The organism is Fusobacteria bacterium ZRK30 (assembly GCA_024628785.1).
Taxonomy (GTDB): Bacteria; Fusobacteriota; Fusobacteriia; order Fusobacteriales; family Fusobacteriaceae; genus Psychrilyobacter.
This window is the reverse complement of record CP102405.1, coordinates 744,317-760,934: the sequence shown is the minus strand read 5'-3', so window position 1 is coordinate 760,934 and position 16,618 is coordinate 744,317. Positions and strand designations below refer to the sequence as shown.

Below are 16,618 nucleotides of genomic sequence, written 5' to 3'. Positions count from 1 at the left end.
TTTTATATCTTTCAGTGAAATTTCCACTTAAATTCTCTTCTATTTTTTTAATAAATTACCCAGTATCTCAGGTGTCATCTTATTATAGATCTCACTGCCAACCTTCACATTAGGACCCTTTCCGCACTGACCAAAACATCTCTGGGTCATCAATTTGTATTTTCCATCAGAAGTTATTCCATCTATCTCTACTCCCAATATTTTTTTAGCTTCCTCCAATATCTTCCCGCTACCATTATTTTTACAGGCTGTATGGGTGCATACCTTGACTTCTATGACTTGTTTCCCCTCATCCTTCAGATGGGGGTAAAATTTTATTGTATTCTCAATAGAAAAATCAAATTTATCCATCTTATCTGCAACAAATTTTACCATATCTTTAGATATATACCCCTGGGCATTTTGAATAAATTCCAACACCTCTAATTCATTATTTTTATCTTCTAAATTTTCTATAATTTTTTCTACCTCTTTATGTAGATCCATATATTTCCTCTCCTTTTATCTTTCTAGTCTGTAGCTCCGCCGACTCCGTCTATATCCATAGTTTCATCTGGATCTGTTGTTGTCTTTTCCATATCTGTAGCTCCTCCGGTTCCGTCTATCTCAGAATAACCACTATCAAAAAGCCCCTCATGAGTTTTCAAGATTTTTCTTAAGGTTTTATGCAGGTTTTTACAGGTATATGTAGCTCCTAAAAATCCATCTACTTCTTTATTAAACTTATAGCTGCTGTCCCTTCCTATCCACTGATCCTGCCAGTAGGAAGAAGAGATCTGGTCTCCCAACCTCCAGGTTTCCTTCTCATGAATTATTGTCAGTCCTTTTATCTTATGTTCTGTATCTATAGCCAGATCAAAACCTATCCTTTCCTTTCCATATCCCTTAGAGTCTCCTACAACATAAGTTCCTATATCCAGTTCATCTTTTTTTAGGGGATAATAGATAAATCCATCCACAATTATTTTATCCTCAAACTCCACATCACTTCCAAAATATTTTCTCAAATTTATATAGTTTATCCCCTTAGGAATCACATCTTCACTTTTATAGGTAATTGCATAAAATCCTCCCATTACAGCTAAAACACTGATCAGGATCATTTTTACAAGTTTAATATAGGGATAGGATCTTGCAAAAATCCTGTTTGGAGTATATCTATTGATTATGGGAACCATTAAATTTGCTCCTAATACCCCCATGGTTATCCCTGTGGGCTGGCTGGTAAATTCAGTTATTCCAAAAATAAAGATTCCCATCAATACCAGATAGAAGGTATATCCCAGCCTTGTATATGGGCTGGTAACGGGATCTGTAGCTATAAATACCGAAGCAAATAATCCCCCCCCTAGAATCATAGTTAAAAATGGATTAGGAGAAACAAAACTGTTCAATACATATATTGTTCCCAATAAAATTACCGGCCCCTCCCATTTTATAGATTTTTTATAGACCAGATAAACATACCCTAAAAAGACTGCTATTATAGAACTTTCTCCTATACTTCCCAGCCTGTTTCCCAGGATTAAATCCCTATAAAATAAAGGTTCTCCTAAGTCACTTATGATTTTAGTCAGTCCCCCATATTTTATAATAGGATAGAGGGATACTCCGGCAGTTCCATCAAAGTTATTTACCTGATAGAGGTACATAGGAAATAGTATCATTAAAAATAATCTTCCTAAGATTGCCGGATTAAATAAATTTTTTCCCAGCCCTCCCAAGATATATTTACTTGAAACAGCTACAACTCCTCCTATTCCTGCTACATAAAATGGAGTTGTGGATGGAAGAGACAGCCCCAAAATCAACCCGGCTATTATACTGCTTCCATCTTTAGTTCGTTCTTTTTTTATATTTTGCCAAAAAATTTCAGTAAAAAATGAAAATATTACCGTTCCCAACAGGATCTTTACTGCTGCTATTCCATAAAAATAGATACTCACTGCCGCACATGGAAAAAGTGCTATACCAACTTCTATCATAAGATTTTGAGTTGTATTCTCTGAACTGATATAAGGAGCTCTTTTAATCATGGTCATCCCTTCCCTTTTCCAATCCTAAAAATATAGCTTCCATCAGAGGAACCTGACTAGGGCATATGTATTCACAACTGCCACACTTTATACAGGATGAGAGGGAAAATTCTTTTTCCATCTGATGATACTTCCCTTTTTTTGCCAGTCTGTCATATTCCAGGGGAAGCAGTCCCATAGGACACACATCTACACACCTGCCACACCTTATACAGGGTAATTTCGGAGGAAATTTTTCCTTTCCTAAGGCCAAAATTCCATTCATTCCTTTAGAAGTAACATCTGTTTCCCCTATTTCATGACCCATCATAGGTCCGCAAGCTATTATTTTAGTCACTGTATCTTCTTTAATTCCTACATAATCTAAAATGTTTTCTATGGGAGTTCCTATAGGAATAGACAGGTTTTTAGGATCTCTTATCCCTTCTCCAGATACTGTAACTATACGCTCAACTATTGGTGTTCCATAGGTTACTCCCCTATAGATAGCCAAAATAGTCCCTACATTTAAAGTTACAGCCTCTATCTCCCTTGGAAAAGATTTTATCTCTTTTTTCAACAACGCTTTTATAAGCTGTTTTTCTCCCCCCTGGGGATATATAGTTGGCAATTTTTGTACCTTGATCTCTGGGTATTCCTTTACAGCCTCTTCCATTTTTTCAATGGCCTGGGCTTTATTTTCCTCTATGCCTATTATTCCCTCTTCCATCTCAAATGTTGTCATAAGGATTTTTATCCCCTCTAAGATTTCATTTGTATTCTCGATCATTACTCTGTTATCAGCGTTTAAATAAGGTTCACATTCAACACCGTTTATTATGATAGTTTTTAATTTTCCTTCCAGTTTGATATGGGTAGGAAAGGTAGCTCCTCCAAGACCTACTATCCCCAAATCATCCACCAATTCCTGTAATTTTTCAGGAGTAAAACTCTGCAGTTTTTCCCTCTTAAATTCTTCTCCTAAAAAATCATTTTCTATAGTTATCTCTTCTGCTTCCCTTCCCTTTATATGAATTTTTTTTATCTGTGTAACTTTCCCGGAACAGGGAGAGTGAATAAAAGCAGAAAATTTCACCTCTGCTCTAGCTATTTTTTGGTATTTTTTTACTCGATCCCCCACTTTAACTATAACAGCTGCAGGGACACCTATATGCTGCAGGGTCGTTACTCTGTAAGTCCCCACCTCTGGCATCTTTTCAATCTTTTTATCGGAAGTTATCTCCTTCTCTCTGGGGTGGATTCCCCCCCTGAAAAATGTAGGCTTAAAAAACATGATCCTCCCCCCTAAATCTATAGTTTCATCCTGTGATCTCCAACCTCTCCAGATTCTGCCTTCTCCACTAAAAACTCCATCATCTTTTTAAATTTCTTACTTGAACTTGTAGCCCCTGCTACAATATCGATCTCAGGCATTCGAAAATCATCTTTTCTTTTCATACCATCATTTTTTTTCAATTCTTTCATAAAATTTTCAGTCAGTACTACCGAATATTCCTTAGGATCAGTTCCTGATTTAGCCCTCATCCTCTTACTATATTCTACATTTTCACTGACTAATTCCCCTGCTTTATTCACCTTATCAGTCCTAACTTCCACTATCTTTCCATCTTCTACCCTGATACCTGCTGTTGAAGCCCATCCATGGGGATACTCATCTTGCTGTACAAAATACTCCCCGTCTATCAATTGTGCTCCTAAAATACTTGTTGCCATAATTAGATATAATATTATTTTTTTCATAAACTCCCCCTATTTTTATAATTTAATCTTATGTTTTCCTGTATCTCCAGACTCAGCCTTTTTTACCAAAAATTTCATCATCTTTTTAAATTTTTTACTGGAACTGGTAGCACCTGCAATAGTATCTATATATGGCATCTGAAAATCCACGTTTTCCATGGATGTCCCTCCCATAGTATCTCTTTCTTTCAATGAATTCATAAAATTTTCAGGGACTCTCATTGAAAATTCTTTCATATCAGTTCCTGTTACAGCCTTCATCTCCTCATTATACTTTTTATCCTCACTGACTAAATTACCCTTTCTATCTACCAAATCTGCTACCACTTCTACTATCTCACCATTTTTTACCCTGATACTGGTAATTGCCGCATATCCATCTGCATAATATTTGGCTTCCTGTGCTACATAATGTCCATCCATCAATTGCGCTCCTAAAATACTTGTTGCCATAATTAGATATAATATTATTTTCTTCATAGCTTCCTCCTATTTTATAATTTACTCTTAATGAAACCAACCTTCAAAGTTACCTGTTTTCCCCTCTTCAGATTTTTTTATCAAAAACACAGTCATCTTATTAAATTTATTACAGACAGCTGTGGCTCCTGCTATGGTATCTACCCTGGACATCTTATAATTTCTAACTTCTTTTAGTTTTTTCATATACTCTTTAGGTAGTTCTGCATATGGATCTATTCCCCCTGTATCCTTTAAAACTACCTTCAAGTCTTTTTTATCCTGACTAATTAACTTTCCCTCTTTAGTTACCATATCTACATCTATCCAGTCAATTTGATTGTTTTTCACCCTCAAATCCACCTTGGTTCTCCATTTTTTTCCCCTTACCACATTTTCCACAACTGAATAATTCCCATCTGTTAATTTAATGGCAAATACAGTTGTTATTAATGTAAAATATACAATTATAACTCTCAATCTTCCCCCTTATAATTTCATCTGCTTACCCTTCTAAAATAGCAGTTGCAGTTGCATATTCCTTAGAATGGGAGATACTTAAATTTAATTTTCCCTTATATTTTTCAATCAGTTTATCCGACAGGTAAACTACAGGTTTTCCTAAGTCATCATTTAAAATCTCTATATCCAGTAGTCCAAATTCCCTGACACCAGTTCCAAAGGCTTTTGAGATAGCTTCCTTGGCTGCAAATCTTCCAGCATAACTGGGGTATGGATTTTTTTTCTTGGAAATATATTCTATCTCTTTTTTTGTATATACCTTTTCTAAAAAAGTCGAAGTCCTTTCAATAGCTTTTTTTATCCTGGAAATTTCTACTATATCTGTTCCTAATCCTATAATCATGGCAATCCACCCTTTTCCTTTACGGTTTTCCCTTTAGGGAAAACCAACATATTATATAAGAGATAGATTACTCCGTAATCTATCTCTTAACTTTTTTGATTAAAAAATAAATTTTACTCTGTGTCTTTTTGCCTTTCCTCATTTATACTTTATTTTTGTGCAAATTTGTGTAAATTCCTTTAATTCGTGGTTCAATTTTTAATTTTAGTTTTTTTCAAAAATATCTATATTCACATCTACCGTTATCTTTAATTTAGATAAATTCAACAGCCTTTCAACTCCATCTTTGGGACTTTTCCACCTGTAGGGAGTCATATCAAATAAACTTTTTATATCTTTACCGTCTTCTAATTTCGTTTCATATCTCACATTTATCAATTCTTCATGGCTGTATCCATCTACTATATCCTGGGTAGGTCTGTAATAATCCATCTTCAGCTTGTCGTATACCACCTCTTTGATCTCCACCAGATGGTATTCTCCTGTACTGACAGTTATTAATTTTCCGCCTTTTTTTAGTACTCTTTTATACTCAGAAGGATCTATATAACTAAACATACAGATCACATAATCCAGTGATTCATTTGCAACGGGAAGATTTGACCCGCTTGCTACAATCCATTCAATCCCCTTATAGGCTCTGGCAGCATGGATAATCCCCTCTTTAGATATATCTATTCCTACGATATGGGAGTCTGTGTTTTCCTCCTGCAGACTGTTTCTCAAAAGGTTGGTATAATAACCCTCCCCGCAACCTATGTCTAAGATATTTATACCACTTTTATTGCCTATCTCCTTTTTTATCCTTCCATTCAAAGTTTCTGATATTTTTTTATAGTACCCCTTCTCCAAAAAGTTTTTTCTGGAGACTATCATCTCCTTATCATCCCCGGGATTTTTACTCCTCTTCTCGTTGGACATATGCAGATTCACATACCCTTGCTTCCCCATATCAAAGGTATGATTATTTTTACATCTATAACTTTTTTCAACTCTATTTAATTCCTCCTGACATACAGGACACTTTAATATACTCATATTTTTTCTCCTTTTTTGTTCACTACAAATAACACTTATCACATAAATTTTTAGAGCACAATTCTATAATATTCTAATTTAGGATAGTTTCCAAAATTAACTAATATACCTAAGTTTATACCCTGTAGCTTTTAAATAATAAAATAACTGTGCTTTGTGTTCATTTGATATTTTTTTACGGCTTTTAATTCTAAAATTATTTTTTCATAACAAATAATGTCTGGAATATATTTTTATACAAGCTCGTATTCTTTATAATTTACACATAATTCTTTTTTTGCTATGAATAGGATTTTCTCAATATTTAATTCTATTACTAAACTTTCTTGGTAAAAATAAACTTATATTCCATAAATTTTCTTGGCATTTTCCGTAGTCACTCTCACTACTTCCTCATAGGATACTTCCTTTATCTCTGCTATCTTTCTGGCTATATGTTCCACATAGATAGGATGATTTCTCTTCCCTCTAAATGGTGTAGGAGTCAGGTATGGAGAATCTGTTTCTACTACCAGTTTGTCCAAAGGTATCTTCGATACTGCTTCTACAAGTTTTTTAGCATTTTTAAAGGTAATCACTCCTCCTACTCCAAAATAATAGTTATCCATAATCTCTGCTGCACTTTCATAAGACCCCGGATAGCAATGAACTATCCCTTTTATTTCAGGATATTCCTTTAAAATTTCTAGAGTATCATGGGTAGCTTCCCTGGTATGGATAACTACTGGTTTATCTACTCTTTTAGCCATCTCCAACTGTTTTCGAAATACAGCTTTCTGCTCCTCTTTTTCATCCTTCATCCAGTGATAATCTAGCCCTATCTCACCTATTGCAACTACCTTAGGATTACTAGCTAACGCCTCTAATTGTTCCTCTAATTCATCGTTATATCCATTTATATCTGTAGGATGAACTCCTACCACAGCATACATAAAATCATATCTGTCTGCCAAATCTATCGATCTTTTAGAAGATTCTAAATCATATCCGATATTTACTGCAAATTGTAAATTTTCTTCTATATCCTTTAAAATATTATCTCTATCCTCATCATATCTATCACTGTCTATATGACAGTGTGTATCTACTAATTTCATCTTTACCTCCAAAATTCTAAGTTTTTTGAACACAAGTTAATTTCTTTAGTCATTAAAAATTCATACTGAATATATAAGAGAAACTACGTTAATCTTTCATATTCTGCGTCAAAAAATCTTTTATTTTTACTTTAATTTATTATATCATATAAAGAAAAGACTACTAAATTTAGTAGTCTTAAAATCTATCCTAATAATTCATCTTTTGTGAATGAATATTTTTTTCTGCAGAAGTGACACTCTACCTCTAATTCAGGTTTTTCTGTAAATACTTCCTCTAATTCTTCCCTTCTTATAGTAATTAATCCTTTATAGAACTTATCTTTATTACAATTACATTTATAAGATATCTTCTTTTCTTCATAGATACTATAATCTTCAATCAGTGCTAATTCATCCTGTGAATCCATATCTTCATAGATTAATTTTGCTATCCTCTTTAAGTTCATACCACCTGCTAATAATTCAGTCATTGGTCTCATAGCTTTTACCTTAGCCTCTAACTTTGTAATAAAGTTTTCGCTGGCATCCGGCAGTAATTGAATCATATATCCTCCGGCATTTTTTACCCTCATATCAGGACCTAACGACACTCCTAAGACCACTACTGATGGTGTCTGCTCCGACGTATAGTAATAATAAGCTATATCGTCTCCAATTTCACCACTGACTATTTGTGATACCCCTACATATGGCTCTTTTAATCCCATATCTTTTATCACAGTTAATGAACCTCTTCCTATTAAGTCTCCAACCTTAGGCACTTCTCCATCTTTTAACTCTAAGTCAACTTCCGGATCACTGAGATATCCCTTTACATTTCCATTAGCATCGGTAGTAGCTAACATTTGTTTTAATAAACCATCAGTGTTCGTTCTTACAGTTAATAGGTCATCTCCCTTTAGAGTAGCTCCCATCATAACTGCTCCTGTCAAAAATCTTCCAAAAGCTTTTATTGCTGTAGGACTGCATTTGTGGATATCCAATGCTTCCTGTACTATATCCTTTGTATCAACTATAAAAAACCTTGCATTTTTACTTGAACCTCTTAATAATTTTCCCATCTTTATCTCCTTTTATTAAAATCACTATTAAATCAAATTTTTGTTCTTTATAGATGATTTTTTATTCCTTATTTTTCTATTTTATTTTATAATTTTCTAAAGGTAATTATATCAGATAATACACTTTTTTTCAATCTGACAAATCTTTTGCCCCAATATTTTATACATTCTCTTGTGCTCCTAAAAAATAAATAATTTTTTCATCTATCTAAAGCCTTTTAATCCTCCAATTCCTACCTTTTGGTAACTACACCACCGAAAAGTGCCTTCTTTTTTTTCTGAAAATTTTAATATATACTAATCCCATGTAGAAAATATTAAAGAATTTTAGGAGGAAACAAATATGCAAAGATTTACAATACCAAGAGATCTATATTTCGGAGAGGACGCACTATCACACTTAAATACTATTAAAGGAACTAAGGCCTTTATCGTTATAGGATCACAAAGATTAGTAAATGACGGGACAGTACCTAGTGCTGTTGAATATTTAAAAGCAGCTGGAATAGAGAGCGAATTATTTATAGGTGTAGAAAATGACCCTTCAGTCGCTACTGTTATGAAAGGTGTAGAAGCTATGAATAAATTTCAGCCAGATGTAATAATAGGAATCGGTGGAGGTTCACCAATCGACGCTGCCAAAGCTATGTGGATCTTCTATGAGCACCCAACATTCACATTTGAAGAAGCTGCAAAACCATTTAACTTACCAGAATTAAGAAACAAGGCTAAATTTATAGCAGTTCCTACTACAAGTGGTACAGCTACAGAAGTTACATCATTTTCTGTAATCACAGATAATGAAACTAATATCAAATATCCAATCGCAGACTACAACATCACACCAGATGTAGCTATTGTAGATACTAACTTAGTACAGACAATGCCTAAGGGATTAGTTGCAAACACAGGAATGGATGCATTAACTCATGCACTAGAAGCTTATGTTTCTAAAGCTAGAAATCCATTTACAGATGCACTTGCAATGAAATCTATTGAGATGATCGCAGATACTTTAATCAACTCTTACAATGGAGAGGACCAGTCTAGAAAAGATATGCATATTGCACAAAACTTAGCAGGAATGGCATTCTCAAACGCTATCCTTGGTATAGTTCATTCAATGGCTCATAAAACTGGTAAGGTATTAAACATTGCCCATGGATTAGCCAATGCAATCTACCTTTCTTATGCTATTGAATTCAATGCAAAAGATAAAGTTGGAAAAGCACAATATGCCCATGCAGCTAAAACAATAGGATTAGCTGGAAACAATGAAACTGAATTAGTAGAATCATTGGTAAACTTAGTTAAAGAATTAAGAGAACAGATGGATATGCCTCATTCATTAAAAGAATTTGGAGTAGAAGAAGAGTTCTTCTTGGCTAACTTAGATGAGATCGCTAGAACATCTGTAGCAGATCCATGTACAGGTACAAACCCAAGGGAGATATCTGTAGAAGAGATGAAAAACTTATTTAAAGCTGTTTACTACGGTGAAAAAGTAACATTCTAGAAATTTTTATAGAAAAGGCTGACTGTTCAGTTAGCCTTTTTTCTTTGTTAAAATAAAAATAATAAAGTCTGTACCTTTAGGAGGTAAAAATGAAAAATAATAAAACAACCAGGGAAGCTAACAGGTGTTTAACTTGTAAAAATGCAAGATGCAGCAGCGGATGCCCTATATCCACAGCTATCCCACAAATAATAGAACTATATCGTAATGGTGACTTAGATAAAGCAGGAGAGATACTTTTTGAAAATAACCCGCTTTCCCTCATATGTTCTATGGTCTGTCCCCATGAAGATAATTGTATGGGTAACTGCATCTTAGGAATAAAGGGTGAACCCATTGATTTTCCTTCCATAGAAAAAGAAATTTCTACAAAATACCTGAATGAAAATATTTTTTCTCAAGAGACTAAATTAGATGACCGAATAGCTGTAATCGGATCTGGACCTTCAGGAATTACCCTGGCTTTTATCCTTGCCAAAAAAGGTTATAAAGTTACTATATTTGAAAAGCACTCCAAATTGGGAGGAGTTTTGAGGTATGGAATCCCTGAATTCAGGTTACCCAAAGACAGATTAGATCTTATAGAAAAAAGACTAGTAGAATTAGGAGTCAAGATCAGGTATAACGATCTTATCGGCCCTGTAAATAATGTTGAAAAATTATTAGAGGATGGATATAATGCTGTTTTTATCGGTACAGGGGTTTGGAATCCAAGACCTCTGAAAATAAAAGGCGAAACCTTTGGACATGTTCATTATGCTATTAACTACCTAAAATCTCCAGGATCATTTGATTTAGGACAAAAAGTAGCTGTAATCGGTGCCGGGAATGTTGCTATGGACGCGGCCAGAACTGCCAAAAGATTAGGAGCTGATAAAGTAACTGTTCTTTATAGAAGAGGCATTGAAGATATGAAAGCAACTAAGACAGAAATTAGAGAAGCTGAGGAAGATGGTGTTCAATTCAGTTTATACACAGCTCCCAAAGAAATAGTCGATGAAGGTATCATTGTTACCCAGACAAAACTTGTATCGGGTATAGATAATAATAATAATAATAATAATAATAATAATAAATTAATAAATATTGATGGTTCTGAAACTCTCATTCAATATGACTCTATAATCATAGCTGTAAGTCAAAGCCCTGCAAATAATATTGTCTCAAATACTCAGGAAAATATAGAAACAAATAAATCCGGTCTTGTTTTAATTGATGAAGTCGGACACACTACAAAGGATGGTATATTTGCTTCTGGAGATATAGTTACGGGAGCCAAAACTGTTGTCGAAGCTGTTGTCACTACCAAAAAAGTAGCAGCAGCAATGGAAGAATATATTTTAAATTTAAAAAAATAGAACTAACTATATTCACTTTTGTTTTTTATAAGATACACAGTCCAAAAAATAAAAGACCTCCCAACTGTAATAGTCGTACAGTCAGGAGGTCTTTCATTTTTATATTTTATTTAAGGAAAGAAAGAAATGAAAAAATTATTATTTTCATTTGCTTATACTAGTTAGTCGCAGAAAGAGGGAAAAAAGTTTAAAAAAATTAATCAAATCAAATAAAAAATCTATTCATCGATCTTTTTTCTCCCAATATCTGTTTTTTTATCTTAAATCTATATAGTCTTTTCCCCATTTATCCATCTCTTCTAAGATCGGCATAAGTCTTTCACCTAACTCTGTCAGTGAATACTCCACCATGGGAGGAACTTGCGGGTATACCTTTCTACTTACCAGCTTATTATTTTCAAGATCTCTCAGCTGCTGTGTCAGCATCTTTTGAGTTATCCCTGGGATACGTCTTTTAAATTCATTGAACCTTATGGTCCCATAGTTCCCCAAATTCCATAAAATCAGTGCTTTCCATTTCCCACTTATTATTTCAAGGGTTAGCTCAATCTCACACTTATAATTACTACAACTTATCTTATTTAATCTATCTTCTGGCATATTATAACTCCTTTAAATTTTAACCTTTATTTTTTTATCTTACCATCTGTTTTATCCTGACGGCACTTTTTAACTTCATATACGTAAAGAAACTCTTAGGATTATAGTTAGCAAATTTACTGTTTTTATAATCTACATAGGCTCCATTGTACACACAAACTCTAAAATACTGTTCCGCTATCTCTCTATTAAAAATTTCTGACTTAAATCTACCGGTAGAGTTGTTTACAACTATTAATTTAGAAAGCCATTTTTCAACACTTCTCTTAGTGTATTGAAAATGTTTTAAAGTAGAAGAGAGGGCTATTTCTGCATGGATATCCAGCTCATCTTCACTATATTCAACTCCCAAATAATCCAGTCCCAGAATATATATTTTTTTCATTATCTTTATTCTGTCATTCATTCTTTTTAGTGCCTGATTGGTTATACTGCTGGATACTATTCTGTATCTCAATAATTTTTGAGATATATTTACGACCTTATGATCCTTGGCTATCTCCATCCACAATCCATAATCTTCTGTGGCCTTATATTCATCCCTATATCTATAATTATCTTCTAATAACACACTTTTTCTCATTATTACAGCTGGATGCATTATCGGGCTTTCAAAGAGGAGTTTACATCTGATCTCACTGTATCTTGTAGGAAAGTCTGTCGGTTTTTTTATCATAGGTTTATTGGATAAAAACATCATTCCATTGGATCCTGCCACTGCTACATCAGAATTATTTTCCATAAAGTTTACCTGAGTTTCTATTCTGTTTTTTTCCGCTATATCATCAGCATCCATCCGGACAATATATTTTCCGTGAGCTGTCTCTATCCCTTTATTCAATGTTTTTATTAATCCTATGTTTTCTGTGTTATGAACCAGTCTTATCCTTTCGTCTTCATAGGATTCAATTATATTTACACTTGAATCTGTAGACCCGTCATTGATTATCAAAAATTCAAACTCCTCATACGTTTGATCTAAAATACTGTCCATTGTTTCCCTTAAAAATTCACTTGCATTATATACAGGCATTAATACTGTTACCATCATCATAATCTCCCCCTTTTATAACCCATCAAATAATTCTTCGTATTTTTTCACCGACTCCTTCACACTAAATTTTTCTACAGTCTCATATGAACTCTTTATTAGTTCGGATTTTAAACCCTTATTGTCTAAGAGGAGTTTCATCAATCTGGCCATCTCTCTATAATCTCCTACATCACACAGTAACCCTGTCTTTCCATCTAAGATTACATCCTCAGATCTGGCCATGGATCTTGTAGATATCACAGGTATCTTGCAGGCCATAGCTTCTACCAATACCATCCCAAACCCTTCGGTTTTTGAAGACAATAAGAAGCCGTCACACTTGGATATATATTTAAATGGGTTTATTTGATGCCCTATAAAATCCACCCGGTCTTCTAATTTTAATTTTTTAACCAGTTCACGATGTTTTTCTTCCTCAGGTCCCTCTCCTATTATCAGCAGCTTTACACTTTTATCCTTTATTTCATTCAAGGCATGGATCATAACATCCTGTGTTTTTTCCCACGATAACCTCCCTATTGTGGTAAAAACTTTATGATTTCCATCCAGCCACTTGTGGGATACCTCTTCCTTTGACATCTTCATCATATTTTCATCCACTACAGGATTGTTTATGATCTCAATTTTATCCTCTCTTAATTTTACCCCAGATATTTTTATAGTCAAGTCGATACTTCCACGATTTATTCCGACCACCTTATCTGCCACGGGGTAAAACCACTTAATTATTTTTTTTCTGACTGCAGTTCTGTCTATAGCATGGAGGGAAAATATCACCTTGGCTTTCATCCTAAATATTTTTTTAGCCAGTAGGATAGTCAGGTTATTTATACACCCTCCAGCTATGATAATATCAGGATCTTCTCGCCTCATCACCTGGATAGATTCAATCACACCCTCCCGGGCCCTTTTTTTATCTAAATTTATCCTCCTGATCTCATCCTTCAGATGAAATGTAGATCTGTTATTGGTATTCAAAAGTACCACTTCATATTTTTTTAAATCTAAGTTATTTAATATATTTACAAAAACTCTCTCTATTCCTCCATTTAAAAATATGGAGTAATAAAATAAGATCTTTTTCTTTTTCATAACGTCTCCCTTTTATCTTTTTATATCCATTTTTTCTTCACACTGATTCATGTAATTTGTGACTTTTCAAAAACTTAAAAAGGAGGAATTAACTTTTCCTAAAAGCCAGAACCTTCTTCCCATAATAAACTCCTAATATTCCCAGACTCACAAATAATGCTGTATAACTTTTTATATTCCCGTCATTGAAAGCCAGATAGATACCCATTACCAGCAAAAAAACCAGACCCAGAATGATCTTATTTCTGTCATATTCATAGTAATAATATTTCATGGAAACCTTGAGCTTTACCACAAAGAAACCAATCCATGCTATGGCAGTGGCTATGGCAGCTCCTTTAGCCCCGTATTTCGGAACCAGGATAAAGTTTAATCCTATATTTATTAAACTTGCCACTAATCCTGCAATAAAGTGCCACTTAGGTTTTTTGGCAAAGTTTATCCCCTGGGAAAGGACTTCAGACATACAGTTTAATACTGGTGCCATGGTCAAGATAGGTATCACATAGATAGCTTTCCTATAACTGTCTCCTAGTACTATATGAGCCAAATCCCTGAATATCATTGTGGATACGGCTATTCCAAACATCACCCCTGTTATTACCATTGAGGTTTTAGTAAAATATGATTGATCCTCTGGATTCTCTTCATACCTTTTTAACTGCCTCGGCACTATAAAGGATGAGATGGTTCCCTGGAGTATTGTCAGGATGGCCATCAATTTCAGAGCGGCACTATATACTCCTAACTCTCCGTAGTTACTCCATAATTTTATAGCTATCTGGTCAAAGGAAAAGAAGAGCCAGATTACCATCTTATTCAGTAGAAGGGGAAATGAATATTTCATAATTTCTGCCTGACTGTGTCTTGGAGTTCCACGACCTTTTTTCCATGATTTCAAATTTAATCCAATCCCCAGTATAACCGTAAGGACTATGGATAAAAATCCGGAATATATAACAATCTTATAGGTTTTCCCCATTATATAGTATAAAATAATCACCAATACAAACTCAAAAAACTTCCGGGAGAAAGTAAAAACTGAATATAATTTATAAGATTCATTCAATCTCAATACATAGTCGGTAAAGAGCTGGAGATGGTGAAAAAATAGAGCAAGTACCAGAACCAAAACTACAGAAAAATCCGGGTCTTTGAATAAAAATTCTCCTATCCATCTATAGGAAAATAACCCGATTATCCCAACTATCCCTGTTAAGATCAGTGGATATTTTATTGTATTATGCAGGAGATTCCCACGAAGTTCCCTGGTCTCCTCATAAAAAAAACGACTATAGGTATCCACCGTCCCCAATAACAGCATGGGACCTATGGTATTTATTACCAGTAAATACATAGCCGCCTGTCCGAATTCCTCTGGTGTCAGTATTCTTGTGAGGATAGGGGTGGTCATTATTCCGAAAAGTATTCCCAGCCAATTCCCTGCTGCAAATGTAAAAAATTTCTTTATCATAAATTTATCTCCTTTTAAAAAGCACTCAATGATGCCAAAATTTATTATTTTCTCAATATTTGCGACAATCAAAACCTTGTTAAGAACCAGATTTTTTCTTTATTTTAAATGTATAGACCTCAGATAAAAGTTGTCATTTAATAGTTTTGATTTTAAAAAAAATATTAGTATAATATATTATACTAACATTTATCTAATTTACCCTCAGGAGATTTTATTATGAAATTAGCATATATCATCCAGGCCCATAAGGGCTTCAAACAACTAAGTCTTTTAATAGATATTCTATCAAAAAATTCAGATGTCTATCTTCATATTGACTTAAAAAATAATTATTTATATCAACAGTTAAAGGATCATTATCTCTCTCTAGATAATGTTTTTATTATTTCAGATAGAGTTTCTGTCAACTGGTCCGGTTTTTCCCAGGTAAAAGCTACATTAAATTTACTCCAAGCTGTCAGAAATAAAAACTATGACTACATTACCCTTCTAAGCGGACAGGATCTCCCTATCAAGTCTCATTCAGAGATTATAAGTTTTTTATCGGAAGATGTCCACCGGGAATTTATCCATATCGCCCCTAACTATAAAAACTACAGCTGGAGGCTTTTAAGATACAGCCCGTGGAGTGAGAGTAGATCTATCCGTAACTTTCCTCTGAACAAACTAAACAGTGTCTCTATAAAATTGCAAAATTTATTAAATATAAAAAAATCTTTTTTTAAAAATCTGGATATCTATATGGGTTCCTCTTGGTTCACCATAACAAATAATGCTGTAGAATATATCTTAGACAGCGTAGACAATAGATTAATAGAAGGATTCAAGTCTACCACCTGCTCCGATGAACATTTTATCCAGACATTACTTATGAACTCCCCCTTTAAAGATAAGGTGGTAGGGGAAAATACAGTATATATCGACTGGTCAGAGGGAAATCCTAATCCTAAAATTTTAACTATGGATGATTATTCAAAATTAAAAAATTCTACTAAACTTTTTGCTAGAAAATTTGATATAGACATAGACCCAGATATCATAAATAAAATTATAACAGAATAAATTTATTTACGATATCTGTATATTTTCTTCATTTTTCTTATTTAAGATTAAATTCATATAAAATTTTTCATTAATAAAAAAGGATTTTTTTACTGTTCCTTATATACTAATAATGAATATTTATTTTTATTCGGTTAATGTCTCTTTGCTAATTATAGTT

17 protein-coding genes are annotated in these 16,618 nt (G+C 33.7%); 3 read left to right on the top strand and 14 right to left on the bottom strand.

Annotation, left to right across the window (positions count from 1 at the left end):
- Nucleotides 1–39: 39 nt before the first annotated feature.
- From NRK67_08795 to hslO, 10 genes are all read right to left on the bottom strand, one after another.
- Nucleotides 40–486: an NAD(P)H-dependent oxidoreductase subunit E gene (locus tag NRK67_08795; protein UUV19510.1), complete on the bottom strand. Its 447-nt coding sequence runs from the start codon at nt 484–486 to the stop codon at nt 40–42.
- A gap of 23 nt (nt 487–509) precedes the next feature.
- Nucleotides 510–2,036 carry an RnfABCDGE type electron transport complex subunit D gene (locus NRK67_08790; GenBank protein ID UUV19509.1) on the bottom strand — a complete coding sequence of 509 codons (1,527 nt, stop codon included), beginning with the start codon at nt 2,034–2,036 and terminating at the stop codon, nt 510–512.
- A complete protein-coding gene (gene rsxC / locus NRK67_08785; GenBank protein UUV19508.1) occupies nt 2,029–3,309 on the bottom strand; it encodes an electron transport complex subunit RsxC in 1,281 nt (426 codons plus the stop codon). Before rsxC ends, NRK67_08790 begins: the two co-directional genes overlap by 8 nt.
- Before the next feature lie 17 nt (nt 3,310–3,326).
- Nucleotides 3,327–3,776, bottom strand: a complete 450-nt coding sequence (locus tag NRK67_08780; protein UUV19507.1) for an FMN-binding protein — start codon at nt 3,774–3,776, stop codon at nt 3,327–3,329.
- A 15-nt stretch (nt 3,777–3,791) separates the two neighbouring features.
- Complete coding sequence (locus tag NRK67_08775; GenBank protein UUV19506.1) at nt 3,792–4,256, bottom strand: hypothetical protein; 465 nt, start codon at nt 4,254–4,256, stop codon at nt 3,792–3,794.
- Nucleotides 4,257–4,283: 27 nt separating this feature from the next.
- Nucleotides 4,284–4,715: a hypothetical protein gene (locus NRK67_08770; GenBank protein UUV19505.1), complete on the bottom strand. Its 432-nt coding sequence runs from the start codon at nt 4,713–4,715 to the stop codon at nt 4,284–4,286.
- Nucleotides 4,716–4,740: 25 nt separating this feature from the next.
- On the bottom strand, nt 4,741–5,100 hold the full coding sequence (acpS, locus tag NRK67_08765; protein ID UUV19504.1) for a holo-ACP synthase: 360 nt from the start codon (nt 5,098–5,100) through the stop codon (nt 4,741–4,743).
- A 204-nt stretch (nt 5,101–5,304) separates the two neighbouring features.
- Nucleotides 5,305–6,138, bottom strand: a complete 834-nt coding sequence (locus NRK67_08760; protein UUV19503.1) for a methyltransferase domain-containing protein — start codon at nt 6,136–6,138, stop codon at nt 5,305–5,307.
- Between the two features lie 341 nt (nt 6,139–6,479).
- Nucleotides 6,480–7,235: a TatD family hydrolase gene (locus tag NRK67_08755; GenBank protein UUV19502.1), complete on the bottom strand. Its 756-nt coding sequence runs from the start codon at nt 7,233–7,235 to the stop codon at nt 6,480–6,482.
- Between the two features lie 185 nt (nt 7,236–7,420).
- The gene (gene hslO / locus NRK67_08750; protein UUV19501.1) at nt 7,421–8,299 is read right to left on the bottom strand and encodes an Hsp33 family molecular chaperone HslO; all 879 of its coding nucleotides are present in this window, start codon (nt 8,297–8,299) and stop codon (nt 7,421–7,423) included.
- A gap of 343 nt (nt 8,300–8,642) precedes the next feature.
- Here hslO and NRK67_08745 point away from each other — a divergent pair, with 343 nt between their 5' ends.
- Together NRK67_08745 and NRK67_08740 are read left to right on the top strand one after the other, a co-directional pair.
- The gene (locus tag NRK67_08745) at nt 8,643–9,815 is read left to right on the top strand and encodes an iron-containing alcohol dehydrogenase (protein UUV19500.1); all 1,173 of its coding nucleotides are present in this window, start codon (nt 8,643–8,645) and stop codon (nt 9,813–9,815) included.
- Nucleotides 9,816–9,904: 89 nt separating this feature from the next.
- Nucleotides 9,905–11,173, top strand: a complete 1,269-nt coding sequence (locus tag NRK67_08740) for an NAD(P)-dependent oxidoreductase (protein ID UUV19499.1) — start codon at nt 9,905–9,907, stop codon at nt 11,171–11,173.
- 255 nt (nt 11,174–11,428) lie between these two features.
- On the opposite strand, the gene NRK67_08735 is transcribed toward NRK67_08740, so the two are convergent.
- The 4 genes from NRK67_08735 to NRK67_08720 all read right to left on the bottom strand — a co-directional run bounded on the left by NRK67_08735 (nt 11,429) and on the right by NRK67_08720 (nt 15,393).
- Nucleotides 11,429–11,773 (bottom strand): helix-turn-helix transcriptional regulator, encoded by a 345-nt coding sequence (locus NRK67_08735; protein UUV19498.1) that lies wholly within the window; start codon nt 11,771–11,773, stop codon nt 11,429–11,431.
- A gap of 34 nt (nt 11,774–11,807) precedes the next feature.
- A complete protein-coding gene (locus tag NRK67_08730) occupies nt 11,808–12,827 on the bottom strand; it encodes a glycosyltransferase (GenBank protein UUV19497.1) in 1,020 nt (339 codons plus the stop codon).
- A gap of 12 nt (nt 12,828–12,839) precedes the next feature.
- Entirely contained in the window at nt 12,840–13,919 is a 1,080-nt protein-coding gene (locus NRK67_08725) for a glycosyltransferase (protein ID UUV19496.1), read from the bottom strand.
- A gap of 88 nt (nt 13,920–14,007) precedes the next feature.
- Entirely contained in the window at nt 14,008–15,393 is a 1,386-nt protein-coding gene (locus NRK67_08720) for an oligosaccharide flippase family protein (GenBank protein ID UUV19495.1), read from the bottom strand.
- A gap of 219 nt (nt 15,394–15,612) precedes the next feature.
- Between NRK67_08720 and NRK67_08715 the strand changes: the two genes are divergently transcribed.
- Nucleotides 15,613–16,458 carry a beta-1,6-N-acetylglucosaminyltransferase gene (locus NRK67_08715; protein UUV19494.1) on the top strand — a complete coding sequence of 282 codons (846 nt, stop codon included), beginning with the start codon at nt 15,613–15,615 and terminating at the stop codon, nt 16,456–16,458.
- Nucleotides 16,459–16,618 lie beyond the last annotated feature (160 nt).

What these genes read in the sequence shown, in the direction of transcription:
- NRK67_08790 (UUV19509.1), bottom strand. Translation starts at nt 2,036, where the DNA reads ATGATTAAAAGAGCTCCTTATATCAGTTCAGAGAATACAACTCAAAAT.
- NRK67_08740 (UUV19499.1), top strand. Translation starts at nt 9,905, where the DNA reads ATGAAAAATAATAAAACAACCAGGGAAGCTAACAGGTGTTTAACTTGT.
- NRK67_08760 (UUV19503.1), bottom strand. Translation starts at nt 6,138, where the DNA reads ATGAGTATATTAAAGTGTCCTGTATGTCAGGAGGAATTAAATAGAGTT.
- acpS (UUV19504.1), bottom strand. Translation starts at nt 5,100, where the DNA reads ATGATTATAGGATTAGGAACAGATATAGTAGAAATTTCCAGGATAAAA.
- NRK67_08755 (UUV19502.1), bottom strand. Translation starts at nt 7,235, where the DNA reads ATGAAATTAGTAGATACACACTGTCATATAGACAGTGATAGATATGAT.
- hslO (UUV19501.1), bottom strand. Translation starts at nt 8,299, where the DNA reads ATGGGAAAATTATTAAGAGGTTCAAGTAAAAATGCAAGGTTTTTTATA.
- NRK67_08730 (UUV19497.1), bottom strand. Translation starts at nt 12,827, where the DNA reads ATGATGATGGTAACAGTATTAATGCCTGTATATAATGCAAGTGAATTT.
- NRK67_08735 (UUV19498.1), bottom strand. Translation starts at nt 11,773, where the DNA reads ATGCCAGAAGATAGATTAAATAAGATAAGTTGTAGTAATTATAAGTGT.
- rsxC (UUV19508.1), bottom strand. Translation starts at nt 3,309, where the DNA reads ATGTTTTTTAAGCCTACATTTTTCAGGGGGGGAATCCACCCCAGAGAG.
- NRK67_08780 (UUV19507.1), bottom strand. Translation starts at nt 3,776, where the DNA reads ATGAAAAAAATAATATTATATCTAATTATGGCAACAAGTATTTTAGGA.
- NRK67_08795 (UUV19510.1), bottom strand. Translation starts at nt 486, where the DNA reads ATGGATCTACATAAAGAGGTAGAAAAAATTATAGAAAATTTAGAAGAT.
- NRK67_08725 (UUV19496.1), bottom strand. Translation starts at nt 13,919, where the DNA reads ATGAAAAAGAAAAAGATCTTATTTTATTACTCCATATTTTTAAATGGA.
- NRK67_08775 (UUV19506.1), bottom strand. Translation starts at nt 4,256, where the DNA reads ATGAAGAAAATAATATTATATCTAATTATGGCAACAAGTATTTTAGGA.
- NRK67_08720 (UUV19495.1), bottom strand. Translation starts at nt 15,393, where the DNA reads ATGATAAAGAAATTTTTTACATTTGCAGCAGGGAATTGGCTGGGAATA.
- NRK67_08715 (UUV19494.1), top strand. Translation starts at nt 15,613, where the DNA reads ATGAAATTAGCATATATCATCCAGGCCCATAAGGGCTTCAAACAACTA.
- NRK67_08745 (UUV19500.1), top strand. Translation starts at nt 8,643, where the DNA reads ATGCAAAGATTTACAATACCAAGAGATCTATATTTCGGAGAGGACGCA.